At 67.9% G+C, this 14,136-nt stretch carries 14 protein-coding genes; 5 read left to right on the top strand and 9 right to left on the bottom strand.

Features of this window, described 5'->3' with window-relative positions:
• Nucleotides 1–16 precede the first annotated feature (16 nt).
• The 6 genes from BLU77_RS08675 to BLU77_RS08650 all read right to left on the bottom strand — a co-directional run bounded on the left by BLU77_RS08675 (nucleotide 17) and on the right by BLU77_RS08650 (nucleotide 6,540).
• Nucleotides 17–697, bottom strand: a complete 681-nt coding sequence (locus BLU77_RS08675; RefSeq protein ID WP_245708733.1) for a TetR/AcrR family transcriptional regulator — start codon at nucleotides 695–697, stop codon at nucleotides 17–19.
• Nucleotides 698–834: 137 nt separating this feature from the next.
• A complete protein-coding gene (locus tag BLU77_RS08670) occupies nucleotides 835–2,559 on the bottom strand; it encodes a carbon starvation CstA family protein (protein ID WP_089772567.1) in 1,725 nt (574 codons plus the stop codon).
• 84 nt (nucleotides 2,560–2,643) lie between these two features.
• A complete protein-coding gene (locus BLU77_RS08665; RefSeq protein WP_175476996.1) occupies nucleotides 2,644–3,345 on the bottom strand; it encodes a GntR family transcriptional regulator in 702 nt (233 codons plus the stop codon).
• A gap of 21 nt (nucleotides 3,346–3,366) precedes the next feature.
• Nucleotides 3,367–4,197, bottom strand: coding sequence for a carbohydrate ABC transporter permease (locus tag BLU77_RS08660; protein WP_245708732.1), 831 nt, complete (start codon nucleotides 4,195–4,197; stop codon nucleotides 3,367–3,369).
• An 86-nt stretch (nucleotides 4,198–4,283) separates the two neighbouring features.
• Complete coding sequence (locus BLU77_RS08655; RefSeq protein ID WP_089772564.1) at nucleotides 4,284–5,192, bottom strand: carbohydrate ABC transporter permease; 909 nt, start codon at nucleotides 5,190–5,192, stop codon at nucleotides 4,284–4,286.
• Nucleotides 5,182–6,540 (bottom strand): ABC transporter substrate-binding protein, encoded by a 1,359-nt coding sequence (locus BLU77_RS08650; RefSeq protein ID WP_139177685.1) that lies wholly within the window; start codon nucleotides 6,538–6,540, stop codon nucleotides 5,182–5,184. Before BLU77_RS08650 ends, BLU77_RS08655 begins: the two co-directional genes overlap by 11 nt.
• Nucleotides 6,541–6,800: 260 nt before the next feature.
• Between BLU77_RS08650 and BLU77_RS08645 the strand changes: the two genes are divergently transcribed.
• Entirely contained in the window at nucleotides 6,801–7,853 is a 1,053-nt protein-coding gene (locus BLU77_RS08645) for a DUF6282 family protein (protein ID WP_089772562.1), read from the top strand.
• A 135-nt stretch (nucleotides 7,854–7,988) separates the two neighbouring features.
• A complete protein-coding gene (locus tag BLU77_RS08640; RefSeq protein ID WP_089772561.1) occupies nucleotides 7,989–8,615 on the top strand; it encodes a DUF3558 family protein in 627 nt (208 codons plus the stop codon).
• Between the two features lie 41 nt (nucleotides 8,616–8,656).
• On the opposite strand, the gene BLU77_RS08635 is transcribed toward BLU77_RS08640, so the two are convergent.
• Nucleotides 8,657–8,968, bottom strand: a complete 312-nt coding sequence (locus BLU77_RS08635; RefSeq protein WP_089772560.1) for a hypothetical protein — start codon at nucleotides 8,966–8,968, stop codon at nucleotides 8,657–8,659.
• A gap of 119 nt (nucleotides 8,969–9,087) precedes the next feature.
• On the opposite strand from BLU77_RS08635, the gene BLU77_RS08630 reads away from it, so the two are divergent.
• Together BLU77_RS08630 and BLU77_RS08625 are read left to right on the top strand one after the other, a co-directional pair.
• Nucleotides 9,088–9,513, top strand: a complete 426-nt coding sequence (locus tag BLU77_RS08630; RefSeq protein WP_089772559.1) for a DUF2255 family protein — start codon at nucleotides 9,088–9,090, stop codon at nucleotides 9,511–9,513.
• A 140-nt stretch (nucleotides 9,514–9,653) separates the two neighbouring features.
• Nucleotides 9,654–10,571, top strand: a complete 918-nt coding sequence (locus BLU77_RS08625; RefSeq protein WP_175476995.1) for an aminoglycoside phosphotransferase family protein — start codon at nucleotides 9,654–9,656, stop codon at nucleotides 10,569–10,571.
• A gap of 43 nt (nucleotides 10,572–10,614) precedes the next feature.
• On the opposite strand, the gene BLU77_RS08620 is transcribed toward BLU77_RS08625, so the two are convergent.
• Together BLU77_RS08620 and BLU77_RS08615 are read right to left on the bottom strand one after the other, a co-directional pair.
• Nucleotides 10,615–11,046 (bottom strand): hypothetical protein, encoded by a 432-nt coding sequence (locus tag BLU77_RS08620; protein WP_139177683.1) that lies wholly within the window; start codon nucleotides 11,044–11,046, stop codon nucleotides 10,615–10,617.
• Between the two features lie 93 nt (nucleotides 11,047–11,139).
• The gene (locus BLU77_RS08615) at nucleotides 11,140–12,735 is read right to left on the bottom strand and encodes a BCCT family transporter (protein WP_175476994.1); all 1,596 of its coding nucleotides are present in this window, start codon (nucleotides 12,733–12,735) and stop codon (nucleotides 11,140–11,142) included.
• Nucleotides 12,736–12,810: 75 nt separating this feature from the next.
• Between BLU77_RS08615 and BLU77_RS08610 the strand changes: the two genes are divergently transcribed.
• Nucleotides 12,811–14,007, top strand: coding sequence for an MFS transporter (locus BLU77_RS08610; protein WP_089772555.1), 1,197 nt, complete (start codon nucleotides 12,811–12,813; stop codon nucleotides 14,005–14,007).
• Nucleotides 14,008–14,136: the final 129 nt, after the last annotated feature.

Here is a 14,136-nt window from a genome sequence, read left to right as displayed (position 1 = left end):
TGCAGTACTCCTTGGGTCAGTGTGCGGAGGCTGGGGCCGGGTGTCCGGAGAAGATGCCGGCGGGAAGGGTTCCTGAGGGGGCCGGAGTGGCCTGCAGGGCAGGGATCAGGACGGAATCAACAAGCGCCTCGAGGTAGGGCTGGTCGGTGGCCAGCCCGTTCAGCCGGCGTAGCAGCAGGGCCGAACCGGTGACCTCCTCGAAGACGAACGGGTCGACACCCGCAGGCAGTTCACCGCGGGCGACGGCAGCCTCGATCACCGAGGCGGGAAGCCGCGCACCGGTCGGTCCGACGGACTGCTCGATGGCGTCGCACAGCTCTGGGTCCTCGAGACCTGCCTGCAGCAGCATCAGTGCGGTCTGACCATCGCTCGCGTGCATCGTGGCCAGCAACCGGGCGCACAGGGCGAGCAGGTCACCGCGCAGCGAGCCCGTGTCGATCGCGTCCGGACCGTCGCGTCGCGCGGGGCCGGCCCGCAGCGCGGCGACCACCATCTCCCGCTTGGACGCCCACCGCCGGTACAGCGTGGCCTTCGACGCGCCGACCCGGCGGGCGGTCGCCTCGAACGTGAGGCCCTCGTAACCGCGCTCGGCGAGCAGTTCGTTCACCGCCGTGAGAATCTCGGCCTCGCGGGCATCGTCGCGTGGGCGTCCCTGCCGGCGGGAGGAGGTGTGGGGTTCAGCATTGCGATACGGCACGTTCCGTATCGTATACATGATGACGGGATGATCGCGCACGCTCCTTCCGGATGTGCCGCGGTCTCACTGCCGACGCGGCCTTTACCGGGCGCACCGAAGACGGGATGTAGCCAGGCCGATGTGGCTCGGAGCCTGGGTCAGGGGGTCTGTGTCGGCCTGCTGCCAGCCTCCTCGACGGAGGCGTCCTCGCCTGGGTGACCTTCGCCGTCGGGCGGGGCATTCTTCGCACGGCGCATCCCCTGCACTGCCTCGATCCCGACCAGCACGGTGGCCACGATGATCACCAGGTCCAGGGCCAGCAACAGCCAGTTCTGGTCGGTGACGAAGGTGCCCACCTGCACGATCGCGGCATAGAACGCCATCACGAACACGATCCCCAGCGGGATCAGCGCGGGCCACGGGTTGCTGCGCTTGCGGATCAGCATGATCGCGATGATCGAGAGAGTGAGCGAGGCGAGCAGCTGGTTCGTGGTGCCGAACAGTGGCCAGATCGTCAGTCCGCCGGACCCGTCGGCGCCCTGGCTGAACACCAGCGCCACGGCGATCACCACCACGAGCACGGTGCCGAGGATGTTGTTCACCTTGACGCCGGCCACCTCGCCGACCTCCTGGATCACGAACCGCAGCAGCCGCACCCCGGTGTCCATCGTGGTAGCGGCGAACAGCACCGCCATCGTGGCCAGCACGGTCGAGCTCAGGGAGACCGGCAGGCCGAGTCCGGCGTTGACCAGGGTGCCGCCACCTTGCACGAAGGCGGCCACCCCGCCCTCGTTGAAGGCGCTGTAGACCTCTTCCCACTCCGCCAGGGTCCGGAAGCCGGCCGTGGCGGCGATGATCGCGCCGAGCGCGAGCATGCCCTCACCGACCGCACCGAAGTAGCCCACGAAGCGGGCATCCGGCTCGCTGTCGAGCTGCTTGGAGGACGTTCCGGAGGAGACCATCCCGTGGAATCCGGAGATCGCTCCGCACGCGATGGTCACGAACAGCAGCGGCACGAGGCTGGGTGTGCCTTCCGGCACCGCGGAGTTCCACGCCGGAGCCACCACTTGCGGGGCGCCGAGCAGCACGGAGGTGAACAGGATCCCCAGCCCCACGAAGAGCTGCACCCCGTTGATGTAGTCGCGCGGCTGCAGCAATACCCACACCGGCAGCAGCGAGGCGATTCCGGCGTAGAGGAACAGCGCGATGATCCAGAACGTCGCCGGGCTCATGCCGAGGATCTGCTCCGGTAGCACCACCGGGAACCGGTCGCCGAGCAGGATCAGCGAATACAGGGCGGCCACCCCGCCGATCGTGACCGCGATCAGGTTCCATTTCATCCGGTAGATGGCCACTCCCACCAGCAGCGCGACCGGGATCGCGCCCCACGCCGGGATCACCGCGCTCGGGGTGGAGATCAGCAGGTTCTTGATCACCACCGCGAACGCGGCGATCACCATGAGGAGCAGCAGGAAGATCACCACCAGGAACAGGTTCGCTCCGCGCCTCCCGATGTATCGCTCCGAGAGCGAGCCCATCGACTTGCCGTCGTTGCGCGCCGACGCCCACAGGGACCCCAGGTCGTGCATCCCGGCGAAGAACACGGTGCCGATCGTCACCCACAGGAACGCGGGCAGCCAGCCCCAGATCACTGCGACCGCAGGCCCCACGATCGGGGCGGCGCCGGCCACCGAGGTGAAGTGGTGCCCCCAGAGGACGAACTTGTTCGTGGGCACGAAGTCGACGCCGTCGGACTGGGTGTGCGCGGGCGTGGCGAACCCCCGATCCAGTTGCAGCACCCGGCGGCTCAGGTACCGCCCGTAGACGAAGTAACCGCCGGCGAAGATGGCCAGACCGACGACGAGCAGCACGATCGCATTCATGCTTGCACCCCCATGTGCGCACGGATGATTCCGCTCGCCACTGTAGTGACGCCGTCGGGCCGTGCGCGGGCGACGCTCCGATGATCAGTGCGGAACCAGGGTCCGCATCGCCTCGATCGTGGGCGCTCGTCCGGCCTCGATGTGCGCATACGTGGCCGCTTCCGCCAGCCGCTCGTTCCCCGAGCTGATCGCCTCGATCAGCTCATGGTGCTCCCGGCAGGCCGTCTGATGGTCACGCTGCGAGGTGAGCAGGAACAGCCACGTCATCCGGCTCGTCAACGAGCCCATCAGCTTTGTCATCAGTGGATTGCGTGACGCCTCCACCAGGGCAGCGTGGAAACTCGCGTTCGCCTGGGCGAACCCGAGCTCGTCACGCCGCCGCATCTGGATCTCGGAGGACCGCAGGGCGTCCTCCAGGTTCTCCAGGGACACGCCGTCCGCGGTCGACCGGGCCGCATACGAGGCCGCTGCCACCTCGATCGCCAGCCGTGCCTCGAACAGGTGGTGGACTCCCTCGAGCGTCCAGGTGGCGACGACCGCACTCCGGCGTGGCAGGGTGGTGATCAACCCCTCGGCCTCAATTCGCGGAAGTACTTCACGCAGCGGGATCCGGGACACGTCGAGATCGGCGGCCAGTCGATGCTCGGGGAGCCGGGAGCCCTGCGGATAGACGCCCGTGATGATCCGGTTCCGCAACTCTCGGCACAGCCGATCGCTCTGGCTCTGATCGATCGTGCCGGCAGCGGGGGCCGGTTCACCGGTGGGCGTCTGCTCGGGCGCTGGCACGCCGCTCACCTTACTCACTGGTTACCGCACGCTTCCGAGCGTCAGGCCGCCCACCCAGTACCGCTGCAACGCCAGGAAGGCCGCCACGAGCGGTAGGAGTGCGATGAGCGAGCCGGTGATCACGAGGTTGAACAGCAGAGTGGTGGCGCCCGCGGTCGCCTCGGCACGCGCGTACCAGTCAGCCAGACCCACCGTGATCGGGTAGAGGTCGCTGTCGGAGAGCATCAGGAGCGGGAGGAAGTAGTTGTTCCAGATGGCCACCAGCGCGAAGATGAGGACCGTGGCGAGCGCGGGCCTGAGGATGTGCAGGGCGATCGAGCGGAACGCCCGGAACTCCCCGGCCCCGTCGAGCCGCGCAACCTCGAGCAACTCGTCCGGAACGGCGTCCTGCGCGAAGACGCGGATGAGGTAGACCGCGAACGGATTGAGCATCGACGGGATGATCACCGCCCACGGGGTGTTGACGAAGCCGATCCCGGACATCAGCAGGTACTGCGGAATGACCAAGGCCGTGAGCGGGATCATCATCACGCCGAGCAGGGCGGCAAAGAGCACCTTCTTCCCGGGGAAGTCGTACTTGGCGAAGCCGTAGCCGGCCAGGGCCGAGACGGCCAGTGCCCCCAGACCTCCTCCGGTGGTGTAGAGGACGGTGTTCAGGAGCCACCGGCTGTACGCGCCACCGTCCTCGGTAAACGTGGCGACCACGTTCTCGATCAGGGAGTTCTCCGCGCCGAACCACAGGGCCGCGGAGGAGTACAGGTCGGCGTTCGACTTCGTGGCGTTGACCACCAGCCACCAGATCGGCAGCAGGTAGTACGCCATCATCAACCCCATCACGAGCCACAGGCCCATGGTGCTCCGCGTGGGTGGGACTGTTCGGGTCCGTGCCGGTGCGTCGTGGCGTGTCGGCGCGTGTGTGGGCGTGCTGGTCATGACGGTCATGACAGACCACTTCGCTTTCGGGTGAGTCGGAGCAGGATGAAGGAGGCGATGAACACGAGGAAGCCGATCGTGAAGGAGACCGCCGCCGCGTAGTTGAACTGGGCATAGGAGAAGGCCAGGTTGTGGGCGTAGGTGTTCGGTGTGTACGCGGGCACGAACACGTCTGGGGCCTGGGCGCTGAGAATGTCCGGTTCGGTGAAGAGCTGCATCGCCCCGAAGACCGCGAGGAGGCCGGTCAGCACGAGCGAGGGCGCGATCATCGGGATCTTGATCCAGATCGCGAGCCGCACGGGTCCTGCACCGTCCACGCGTGCCGCCTGGTAGATCTCCTGCGGCACTCCCTGCAGGGCCGAGTGGATGATGATCATCATGAAGCCCGTCGCGCTCCAGACCAGCACGTTGCCGATGGCTGCCAGGCCCGTCGACGGCGTCAGCACGTTGGTCTGCAAGGGGCCGAAAGTGGGGCTGTACAGGTACCCCCACATCAGTACCGCGACGACCCCGGGAACGGCGTAGGGCAGGAACAACGCGAGCCGGTACAGCTTCGGGTACTTCCCCGTGAAATGGTCCAGAAGGAGGGCGGCGAACATCGCCAGTCCGAGCGTGACGGGCACCTGGACTGCTCCGAGCAGGAGGATGCGACCGACGCTGCCGAGGAACTCCGGGTCGCGCAGGACCATCGCGAAGTTGGTGAGCCCGGTGAACTGCTCCCCACGCGCGAGGGTGTCGGTGAACAGGCTCATCCGCACCGCCCAGAGCAACGGGATCACGATGAGCACCAGCAGCAGGAGTGCGAACGGTGCCACGAACAGCCATCCGGCCCGGTGCTGAGCCGCGGTCGACCTGCTGCGGCGGTGCGTCGGCACGGGCCGCGAGCGGCGGTGCAGGAGTGCATCAGTAGACATCGAAAGCCTGCTCTCGGGCGTAGGAGACCATGCGGTCACGGGTGGCTGCCATCACGTCGGACCAGCCGAGCTCACCGTGCATCGCCTGGAAGATCATCTGGTCGAAGATGTCCGTGAAATACCGGTCGAACGGGGAGTAGTCCGGAATCGTGGCGGCTCGGCTGGAGTCGACGTAGACGTCGTTGACGGCTTGTCCGCCGTAGAAGTCGGCGGGACGCTCCCGGAACTCGGCGGAGTCTCGTGGGCCAAGCCGGGTCGGGAAGAGCCGGGCTGTCCACAGCGCCATGTCCCATGCGGTCGGGTCGCCGCCGAACAGGGTCCGCGCGACGTGGGCCGCGGCTTCCGGGTGCTCGGTGGTGCGACTGACCGCGTATCCGGATCCGCCCCAGTTGCCCGAGCGCGGCGTGCCAGAATCCCACTGAGGGATCCCGGCCACTCGCCAGGCGCCGGCTGTCGAGGTGGCCTTCGACTCGATCTGCCAGCTGTACCAGCTCGCCGACACCAGCCCCCAGTAGCCGCCGCGGATCAGTCGCGCGTCCATCTCCGTGGTGAACATCGGCGTCGAATCGACCAGGTCGTTGTCGAGGAGCTGGCCCCAGAACTCCATCACCCGATTGGCGGGCTCGGTGTCGACGGTGATGCCGAGACTGGTCGGATCGGTCAGATCGTAGGAGAAGAAGGTGCCACCCGCCTGAGCGATCAGTGCGGCGAACCAGGAGGAGGGACCGGCGACGGCGAGATACGCGTCGTCGTCGGCCGTCCGGACGCGATCGGCGGCGGCAGCGAACGAGTCCCAGTCCGTGGGTACATCGATGCCGGCCTCTTCCAACCGGTCCGCCTGGTGGAAGAAGGTGAGCGGACCCGCGTCGACCGGGATGGCGAACACCTGCTCGTCCTCGGACAACTGTGTCCACACGGACGGGTCGTAGTCCTCGGCGTCCTCCGCAGCACCGTACGGTCCGAGGTCGAGCACGTAGTCCTGCACCACGAAGTGCGGGACGAGGCTCAGGTCGGTCATGAACACGTCGGGTGCACCGGTACCGGCATGCATGGTCGTCATGAACTTCTGGTAGTACTGCCCAAGGTTCCAGCCGTTGTCGACCCACCGGATCCTGACGTCCTGGGTGGCATTGAAATGCGCGATGAGATCGGCATTCATCGACTCGAACCCGCCCCACACCGTGACCACGGGACGCCCGTCGTCAGCATCCTGAGCGCATCCGGCGAGCACCGACGCCGTCGTTGCTGCACCGGCAGCGCCGAGGAAACGGCGCCGGGAGAGATCTCGGGACGAGGGACTGAACTTGCTCGTGCCGCCGCGTGATGCGGGCCTGATGTGACTGAGCACGTCGTTGTCTCCTTCTGACGTCTATGTCATTGCTGTATACAAGAATCGCGCGACGCCACTCACGTGGCGGTCGCGAACCGGTCTGTCTCGAGTGTTGTTGCGACTGCAACGATGCAGTTCAGAGGCGATTCTGGGGCGATGGTGTGCCCGCTGATCGATGTCGCGCGGGATGGCGCCGACACCAATATGGTATACAGAAAATGTTAACGTGCTCAAGCCCTGGCGACGCGGCCTAGGGTTCCGACAGAGAGGACGGCACTGTGACTGAATCCGAGGACTTCTACTTCCGGACGATGGAGCTCCCGGACGAGCTCCTCGTTGGTGCGATCGATACGCATGTGCATGCCGGGCCGGTGCTGGCCTCGAACCCCGGGCACTCCGATCCGATCGAGATCGCGCTGGAGGCCAGAGCGGCCGGGATGCGAGCGATCGTCTACTACGACGTCTTCGGCGGATCCTCCGGCACGGCGTGGATGGTCAACCGGCACGTGCCAGGGATCGCGACCTATGGCGCGTACCTGATGAACTCCGGCCACGGCGGGCTCAACCCGCGTGCGATCAAGACGGCGCTGCACATCGAGGGCGGGTGCCGGATGATCAGCTTCGGCTCCCACTGCACGCACCATCAGGCGTCCCGGGAGTCGACCGTGATCGACGGGAAGGCCGTCCCGCTGCACGAGGCCTACCCGAAGTTCGCCGCCGAGGAACTCTCCCGGGCGATCCGGATCCCCGCCGAGGGTGCGATCAGCGACGAGCTGGCCGAGATCCTCGAGCTGGTCGCCGCCCGTCCCGAGGTCTACCTCAACACCGGTCACGTCTCCCACGACGAAGTCTTCCGGATCGTCGAGCTGGCCGAGGAGTACGGCATCGGCAAGGTGCTGGTCTCCCACCCGGCGCGGGGTCTGCTCAGCGTGGCCGAGCAGAAGGATCTCGCCGCGCGAGGGGTCTACCTCGAGGGTGCTCTCGTAGACATCTTCGCCACTGCTGTGCCGCTGACGCACTATTACGTCGAGCGTGACTACATCGATCGTGGGTTCGAGATTCCCCGGACCACGCGGCCGGTGCCGACCTACATGGAGACCCTGCGTGAGGTCGGCCCCGAGCACATCGTCCTCGGCACCGATTACGGCGTGCGCAACCTGCCCACCGCCGTCCAGGGCATGCGCACCTGGATCACGTTGCTGCTGGACTACGGCTTCACCGTCGACCAGATCCGGGCGATGACCGCCGACAACCCGGCACGCATGCTCGGCATCGACGATGACCCCGAACCCGCCCGCAGCCGCGTGGCCCAGTATCCCGAAGAACCATGAAATACTCCGGTCCGCCGTCGCCGGAGAGCAACGAGAGGTGGCATTCCTATCGTCTGTCGAGCGTGAAGGTGCTACCTTCACGGCCACCAGGTGGTCCGCAGAGTGGGCGGCCGACCACCGACGAGGGGCAACGAGATGGCGAACGCACGAGCACGCACGGCGGCAGCGGCTGCGGTGGCCGGACTGCTGCTGACCGCCAGTGCGTGCGCCGATACCCCACCGATGGTGCAACCCACCGCCGAGGTACCCACGGTGCCCACGGACGAGACCCCCTCGCCCGAGCCCAGCGAGGAATCCACCTCAGACCCGTCGGACTCTCCTGACAGCGGGTCCGCCGACATCATCGCGCCGGCCACCGACTTCGACCCGTGCACCGTGCTGACCGCTGAGCAGGTGAGCACCGCCGTCGGCTATGACGTGGCCGACGGCCAGTCCCAGGAAGTGACCGGCACCATCAAGTGCGACTTCCTTGCCCCCGACGGGTTCGCGTTCGTGCAGTGGGCACCATTCCCGGATGGGATGGATGGGGCGATCGAGGTGGTCGGAGGCGTCTTCGACGTGACCGAAGAACCGGCGGAGGTCACCGTATCCGGCAGCAACCGGGCCGTGCAGGTGGGCGTCACGGTCGCCGACCAGGGCAGCGGCCGGCTGATCTACGTAGAGGTCAACGGCGGCTACTTCCAGATCGGTGCCATGCGCGAGGGCGCGAACGAGATCGACGTGATCCCGCTTGCTGAGCTGATGCTCGCGGAGTCGGCCTGAGACCATGGCACGCGCCACCCGACCAGGGTGAGCGGCCGCCGTCAGGCGTTCGGGATGTCCCGGTCCACAGCCCCGACGAGGCGCTCCACCTTCTCTCGTGGCACCCCAGCGTGGGTGACCAGCAGCTCGGCCAGGCCGGTGACGTACAGCATCAGGTCTTCGACCTCGCCCTCCAGCTCGGCGATGCGGTGCTTGGCCGCCTGCAGCGCGGCATCCTGGGAGTCGTCGCGGGTGTTGCGATTCCGGTGCATGTGGTTGAGCTGGGAGCGTAGGTTCCCCACGCTCGCCTCGACGTCCTCGATGTCCAGCCGGTTGCCCACATCACCCAGCAGCAGCGTGCGTCCCCACCCCATGGGTCTCCCTCTCCTCGGTTCGCGTCACGGCCCCGACGGCGGAGCCGCACGTGCACTATGACACTCGCCCCGCGTATGGGGCGAGGAATACTCACGGGGTCGATCGCCTTGGACTGCATATGAGCTTCACTGACGTGACGAACCTGCTCGAGAAGACGCAGGTGGTCGCCATCGTGACCACCCGGGCCAATGGTGACCCCGTGGCCACTCCCATCTGGTCGATGGTCGTCGACGGCGAGGCCTACCTGCGCTCCGCCTTCGGAGAGTCCTCCTGGTGGTACCGGCACGTGCGCGCCGGCCGTCCGGTGGCGTTCGCCATGGGGGACGGAGCGATCGCTGAGCGCGACCGGGATGCGGCGTTGGCGCTCCCGCGGGAGCGGGTGAGCACCAGTGAGGTTACGACCGGGCACCCGGTGCAGCAGCTGATCGACACCGAACTGCTGCGCAAGTACGCCGGTGCGCCGCAGACCTCCATCGACGCGATGCTGAGCGCCGAAGCGCGGGCCTGCACCCTCCGGGTGGACGTCCCTTCGCCGGGCGCCTAGAAGAACGCCCGCTCGAGCAGCGGCGCACGGAGCGGACGCGCGAGCCGTGCTCGGTCGTACGTCGCATGCACATACGGCACGGGGCACTCGATGAGAATGGTCTCGACACAGTCGTTCCGGTCGCAGCAGACTGCTTCACCATGATGCATTCGGATCAGCTCACCATCAGCCCACCGGACGTGACCGCGCTCCTTCAGGAGCAGTTTCCCCACCTGGCGCATCTGCCCGTCCGCGCGGTCGACTCGCACGGGACAGTCAATGCGCTGTTCCGCCTCGGTGAGGACCTCGTTGCGCGGTTTCCGCTGCAAGCGAGCGATGATGCCGCCGCCATGGTGCAGCGAGAGGTCGACGCCGCACGCCGATTGCTCGAGTGCTCACCGGTACGTACGCCGGTACCGGTCGGCGTGGGCAAGCCCGGAGCCTCCTACCCGGTGCCGTGGCTGATCGTCGAATGGCTTCCCGGCACCACGGCGCAGGCGGCAGCTGCACCTGACTGGCGAGGGGTCGCCGTCGGGTTGGCGGACTTCATCCAGGCTCTCGCGCGGATGCCGACGCAGGGGCGCACGTTCGATGGGCAGGGCCGAGGTGGGGACCTGACCAGTCATGACGCCACTGTCGCCGAGTGCCTCGACCGCGGCGCGCACCTGGTGGACGCAGCCCCGATCGCCGAGCTCTGGGCACAGGTGCGTGACCTACCGCGCAGCCGCCCTGACGCCTGGGTGCACAACGACCTGATGCCGGGCAACATCCTGGTCGCCCCGGCTGAGGGTGCCCGGCCAGGGTGGGTGCTGGATGGCGTGATCGACGTGGGGTCCTTGCAGATCGCCGACCCGGCCGTTGACCTTCAACCTGCGTGGAACTGCTTCGACGCACCCGCTCGTACGGTCTTCCGGGAGCGGATAGGTGTCGACGACGTCACGTGGGATCGGGGACGTGCCTGGGCACTCGTCCAGGCACTGCCGTGCTTGTGGTACTACGAGCACACCAATCCGGTGATGTCCCAGACGGCGCTGCACACGTTGCGGGCGTTGGTCGAGGATGCGAGTCGTCCTGCCTAGGATCACCGGGTTCGGGATCGTCCCGTGCAGCGGTGAGGTGCGGTCACGGATCCGTGCGGGGCTCACCCGGGCGGTGCCGGTCGTCGTGCTGTCCGGTCGCCCACGCCACCAGGTCGGTGGTGACCAGGTCGCCCTCGGCCGCGACGTCCGGGCACAGCGCCCCCAGGTCGAGGAGGTAGACCTCGCCGGGGCGAGGGACGCCGTCGGGGGGTGGTGCACCTGCGGTGAGGGCACGCATCAGGTATCCGGCCCCTCCGCCGTCATCGCCGATGAGCACCCACCCGGGCGAGTACTCGGCCACCTCGTAGGTGTCATTGCGTTCGGCGAGCGAGTGCGGACCGTAGATCGCCGAGCCGTCCGGCAGGTACAGGCCGGGCATGATCTCCCACAGCGCCGCCACATCCGGGTGCGGTGGCTCCGCTAGTGGACCGGTGTGCTCAGCGAGCTCGGCTGTGGTCTCGGGGTCGGGGATCATGATCCCCATTGTGCCGACAGAATCGACTGGCCCGAGTGATCTGGTGCTGAATGTGGCATGAGGTGGCTTAGGACCGTCGAAACTTCCGCGGAGTCAGGTGCCCGCGGGTGGTGGCGAGGCGGACTGCCCGGGCGAGGGGCCGCCGTCGGGAGTCTCAGCCCATGGGCTGGGACGGCGCAGGTCCCGTACGACCATGAGCACGAACGAGACGCACACGGCCAGCAGGATCACCGTGAACGGCACCGCCGCCACCACGGCCGCACCCTGCAGGCTCTCCGGACCGCCAGCGAGCAACAGCACCGCGGCGAAGGCGGCCGAGAACGACCACAGCAGCCGCACCGGGCGTGGCGGTTTCATACTGCCGCCCGAGGTGGAGCTGCCCAGCATGAAGGACGCAGAGTCGGCGGAGGTGATGAACAGCAGTGCCAGCACGAGCGCCACGGCCACCGCCACCACCTCGGCAGCGGGAAGCGTACTGAACACCTCCACGGTGAGGGCTGACTTGACGTTCCCGTCCACCAGCGCCGGATCCACAGCGCTGTTGCGCACCCGGTTCAGGGCGGTGCCGCCGAACACGGAGAACCACAGGGCGCTGATCGTGCCTGGCACCAGCACTACACCGGCCACCACGCTGCGGATCGAGCGGCCCCGGGAGATGCGGGCGATGAAGGTGCCCACGAAGGGTGCCCAGGAGATCCACCACGCCCAGAAGAAGAATGTCCAGGTGGCTTCCCACACCGAACCCGGGGTCTCGGTGGCCAGCGACATCCCGGGAAGGTTCGCGACGAACCCGCCCACCGTGGTGCCGATCGCCCCGATCAGCTCTCCGGTGGGGCCGGCGACGAACACGAACACCAGCAGCGCCGCGCTCAAGGTGGCGCAGCCCAGGCTCAACCAGCGGATCCCTCGCCCCAGACCGGTCATCGCCGAGATCGTGCTCACGGTCATCAACGCCACGATGATCACCACCTTGGCGCCGTAGCCGATCGGAACCCCGAACGCGTGTGCAAGGCCCTCGTTCAGCTCCCGGGTTCCCAGGCCGAGTGAGGTCGCCACCCCGAAGAGAATGGCGATGACGGCGAGCAGGTCGATGATCTTGCCCGGCAGCTTTCGGGTGGACTCGCCCATCAGCGCATACAGCGCCGAGCTGATCAGCACCGGGCGGTCCTTGCGGAACGCGGCGTAGGCCACCGGGATCGCGACCCCGGCGTAGAGCGCCCACGCGTGTGGTCCCCAGAAGAACAGGGAGTAGCGCAGACCCGCGGCAGCCGCTTCCTCCGACCCCGCGGCGCCAGTACCGGGCGGCGGATCCACCGTGTGCAGCAGCGGTTCGGCGGTGCCCCAGAACAGAAAGCTCAGCCCGACCCCGGCGCTCATCAGCATCGCCAGCCAGGAGAACCAGCCGAACTCCGGGGTGCGGCCGGGCTTGCCGAGGTGCAGCTTGCCCACCGGGGAGACCGCCACCACGACCACCAGCAGCAGCACCACGATCACCGTGCCCACATACACCGGCCCGAAGGTGGTGACCACGACCGACTGCATGGACTGCAGCGCCGACTGCAGCAGGTCCGGCCAGATGAGGCCGAACAGGATGAACGCGGCAGCGAGGATCAGCGAGGCGCGGAACACGAAGCCCAGCGTCGGGATGTCGCGCCCGGCCACGTCGGTGCGGATCTCGGAGCCGGCCATGGCCACCGAGTCTGACGGAATCCGCACGGTCCGCAACTGCACTCCCGCGGATGCCGCCGCTTAGGATCGACGGTTGTGAGCAGACCCGCGATCCCCACCGAGATCAAGGTGCTGGTGGCGGCTGCGTTCGTGATCGCGATCGGGTTCGGCCTCGTCTCGCCCGTGCTGCCGGCGTATGCGCGCTCCTTCGACGTGGGAGTGGCGGCCGCCTCGGTGGTGGTGAGCGCCTTCGCGTTCTTCCGCCTGGTGTTCGCCCCCGCGGGCGGGGCGTTGGTGGCACGGTTGGGGGAGCGGCCGATCTACCTGACCGGTCTGGTGATCGTGGCCTTGAGCTCGCTGGCAACGGCGTTCGCCCAGTCCTACGTGCAGCTGCTGGTGCTGCGGGGCGTGGGCGGGATCGGTTCGACCATGTTCACGGTCTCGGCGATGGCGCTGGTGGTGCGGCTGGCGCCGCCGGAGATTCGTGGCCGGTGCTCCTCGGCGTACGGGACGGCGTTCCTGCTGGGCGGAATGCTCGGACCCGTGCTTGGTGGGTTGCTGGCCGAGCTCGGGCTGCGGGTGCCGTTCGTGGTCTATGCGGGGTTCCTGCTGGTGGCAGCGGCGATCGTGGCGGTGCGACTGCGGGGCGCGCGGTTGCGTGGGGGATCGGGGCCGGACGCCCCGCAGCGACCGCCGATGCGGGTGGCCGAAGCGTGGGGGAACCGAGTGTTCCGGGCGGCGGTGGTCTCCGGATTCGCGAACGGGTGGTGCAACTTCGGGGTACGGGTGGCGGTGATCCCACAGCTGGCGGTGGCAGTCCATGACGCGACCTGGGTGGCCGGTGCGGCGCTCGCGCTGGCGTCGGTGGGGACTGCGGGGGCGTTGCAGGTCTCCGGTCGGTGGGCGGATTCGGCGGGCCGGCGGCCGGTGGTGCTCACCGGTCTGGTGGTCTCCGGGGTGGGCCTCGGGGTGATGGGTGTGGCTGACTCGTTGGCGATGCTGCTGGCTCTCTCGGTGTTCTCCGGTGTGGGGGCCGGGTTGATGAATCCGGCACAGCAGGCGTCATTGGCGGACGTGGTGGGCAGCGACCGCAGCGGGAGCAAAGTGCTCGCCGCGTTCCAGATGTCGCAGGATTCGGGGGCGATCCTGGGGCCGATCCTCATCGGAGTGGTGGCCGACCAGGCCGGGTTCGGGTGGGCGTTCGCGGCGACCGGTGTGGTGGCGCTGCTGGCGACACTTCCCTGGCTGGGTGCACCCGAGACAGCTCCCGCGCAGCAGGACGAGGTCGGCTGACCCGCTCGGTGGGATATCCACAGGGGGAGTGCTGTGGTGGGAGGGGTTGTGGCACTCTCGTGGGCATGGTTGCTCGGGGATGAGGGTGTGCGCTGGGGTTGTGGTGCTGGGTGTGGGGGTGGTGTTGGG

This window comes from Ruania alba, from assembly GCF_900105765.1.
Classification (GTDB): Bacteria; Actinomycetota; Actinomycetes; order Actinomycetales; family Beutenbergiaceae; genus Ruania; species Ruania alba.
The sequence above is the reverse complement of the archived record's forward strand: the minus strand, read 5'-3'. Positions and strand labels throughout refer to the sequence as shown.

Coding starts and splice junctions, on each gene's coding strand:
- BLU77_RS08670 (WP_089772567.1), bottom strand. CDS start 2,559: ATGAATGCGATCGTGCTGCTCGTCGTCGGTCTGGCCATCTTCGCCGGC.
- BLU77_RS08660 (WP_245708732.1), bottom strand. CDS start 4,197: ATGGGCCTGTGGCTCGTGATGGGGTTGATGATGGCGTACTACCTGCTG.
- BLU77_RS08655 (WP_089772564.1), bottom strand. CDS start 5,192: ATGTCTACTGATGCACTCCTGCACCGCCGCTCGCGGCCCGTGCCGACG.
- BLU77_RS08640 (WP_089772561.1), top strand. CDS start 7,989: ATGGCGAACGCACGAGCACGCACGGCGGCAGCGGCTGCGGTGGCCGGA.
- BLU77_RS08635 (WP_089772560.1), bottom strand. CDS start 8,968: ATGGGGTGGGGACGCACGCTGCTGCTGGGTGATGTGGGCAACCGGCTG.
- BLU77_RS08630 (WP_089772559.1), top strand. CDS start 9,088: ATGAGCTTCACTGACGTGACGAACCTGCTCGAGAAGACGCAGGTGGTC.
- BLU77_RS08625 (WP_175476995.1), top strand. CDS start 9,654: ATGATGCATTCGGATCAGCTCACCATCAGCCCACCGGACGTGACCGCG.
- BLU77_RS08620 (WP_139177683.1), bottom strand. CDS start 11,046: ATGATCCCCGACCCCGAGACCACAGCCGAGCTCGCTGAGCACACCGGT.
- BLU77_RS08615 (WP_175476994.1), bottom strand. CDS start 12,735: ATGGCCGGCTCCGAGATCCGCACCGACGTGGCCGGGCGCGACATCCCG.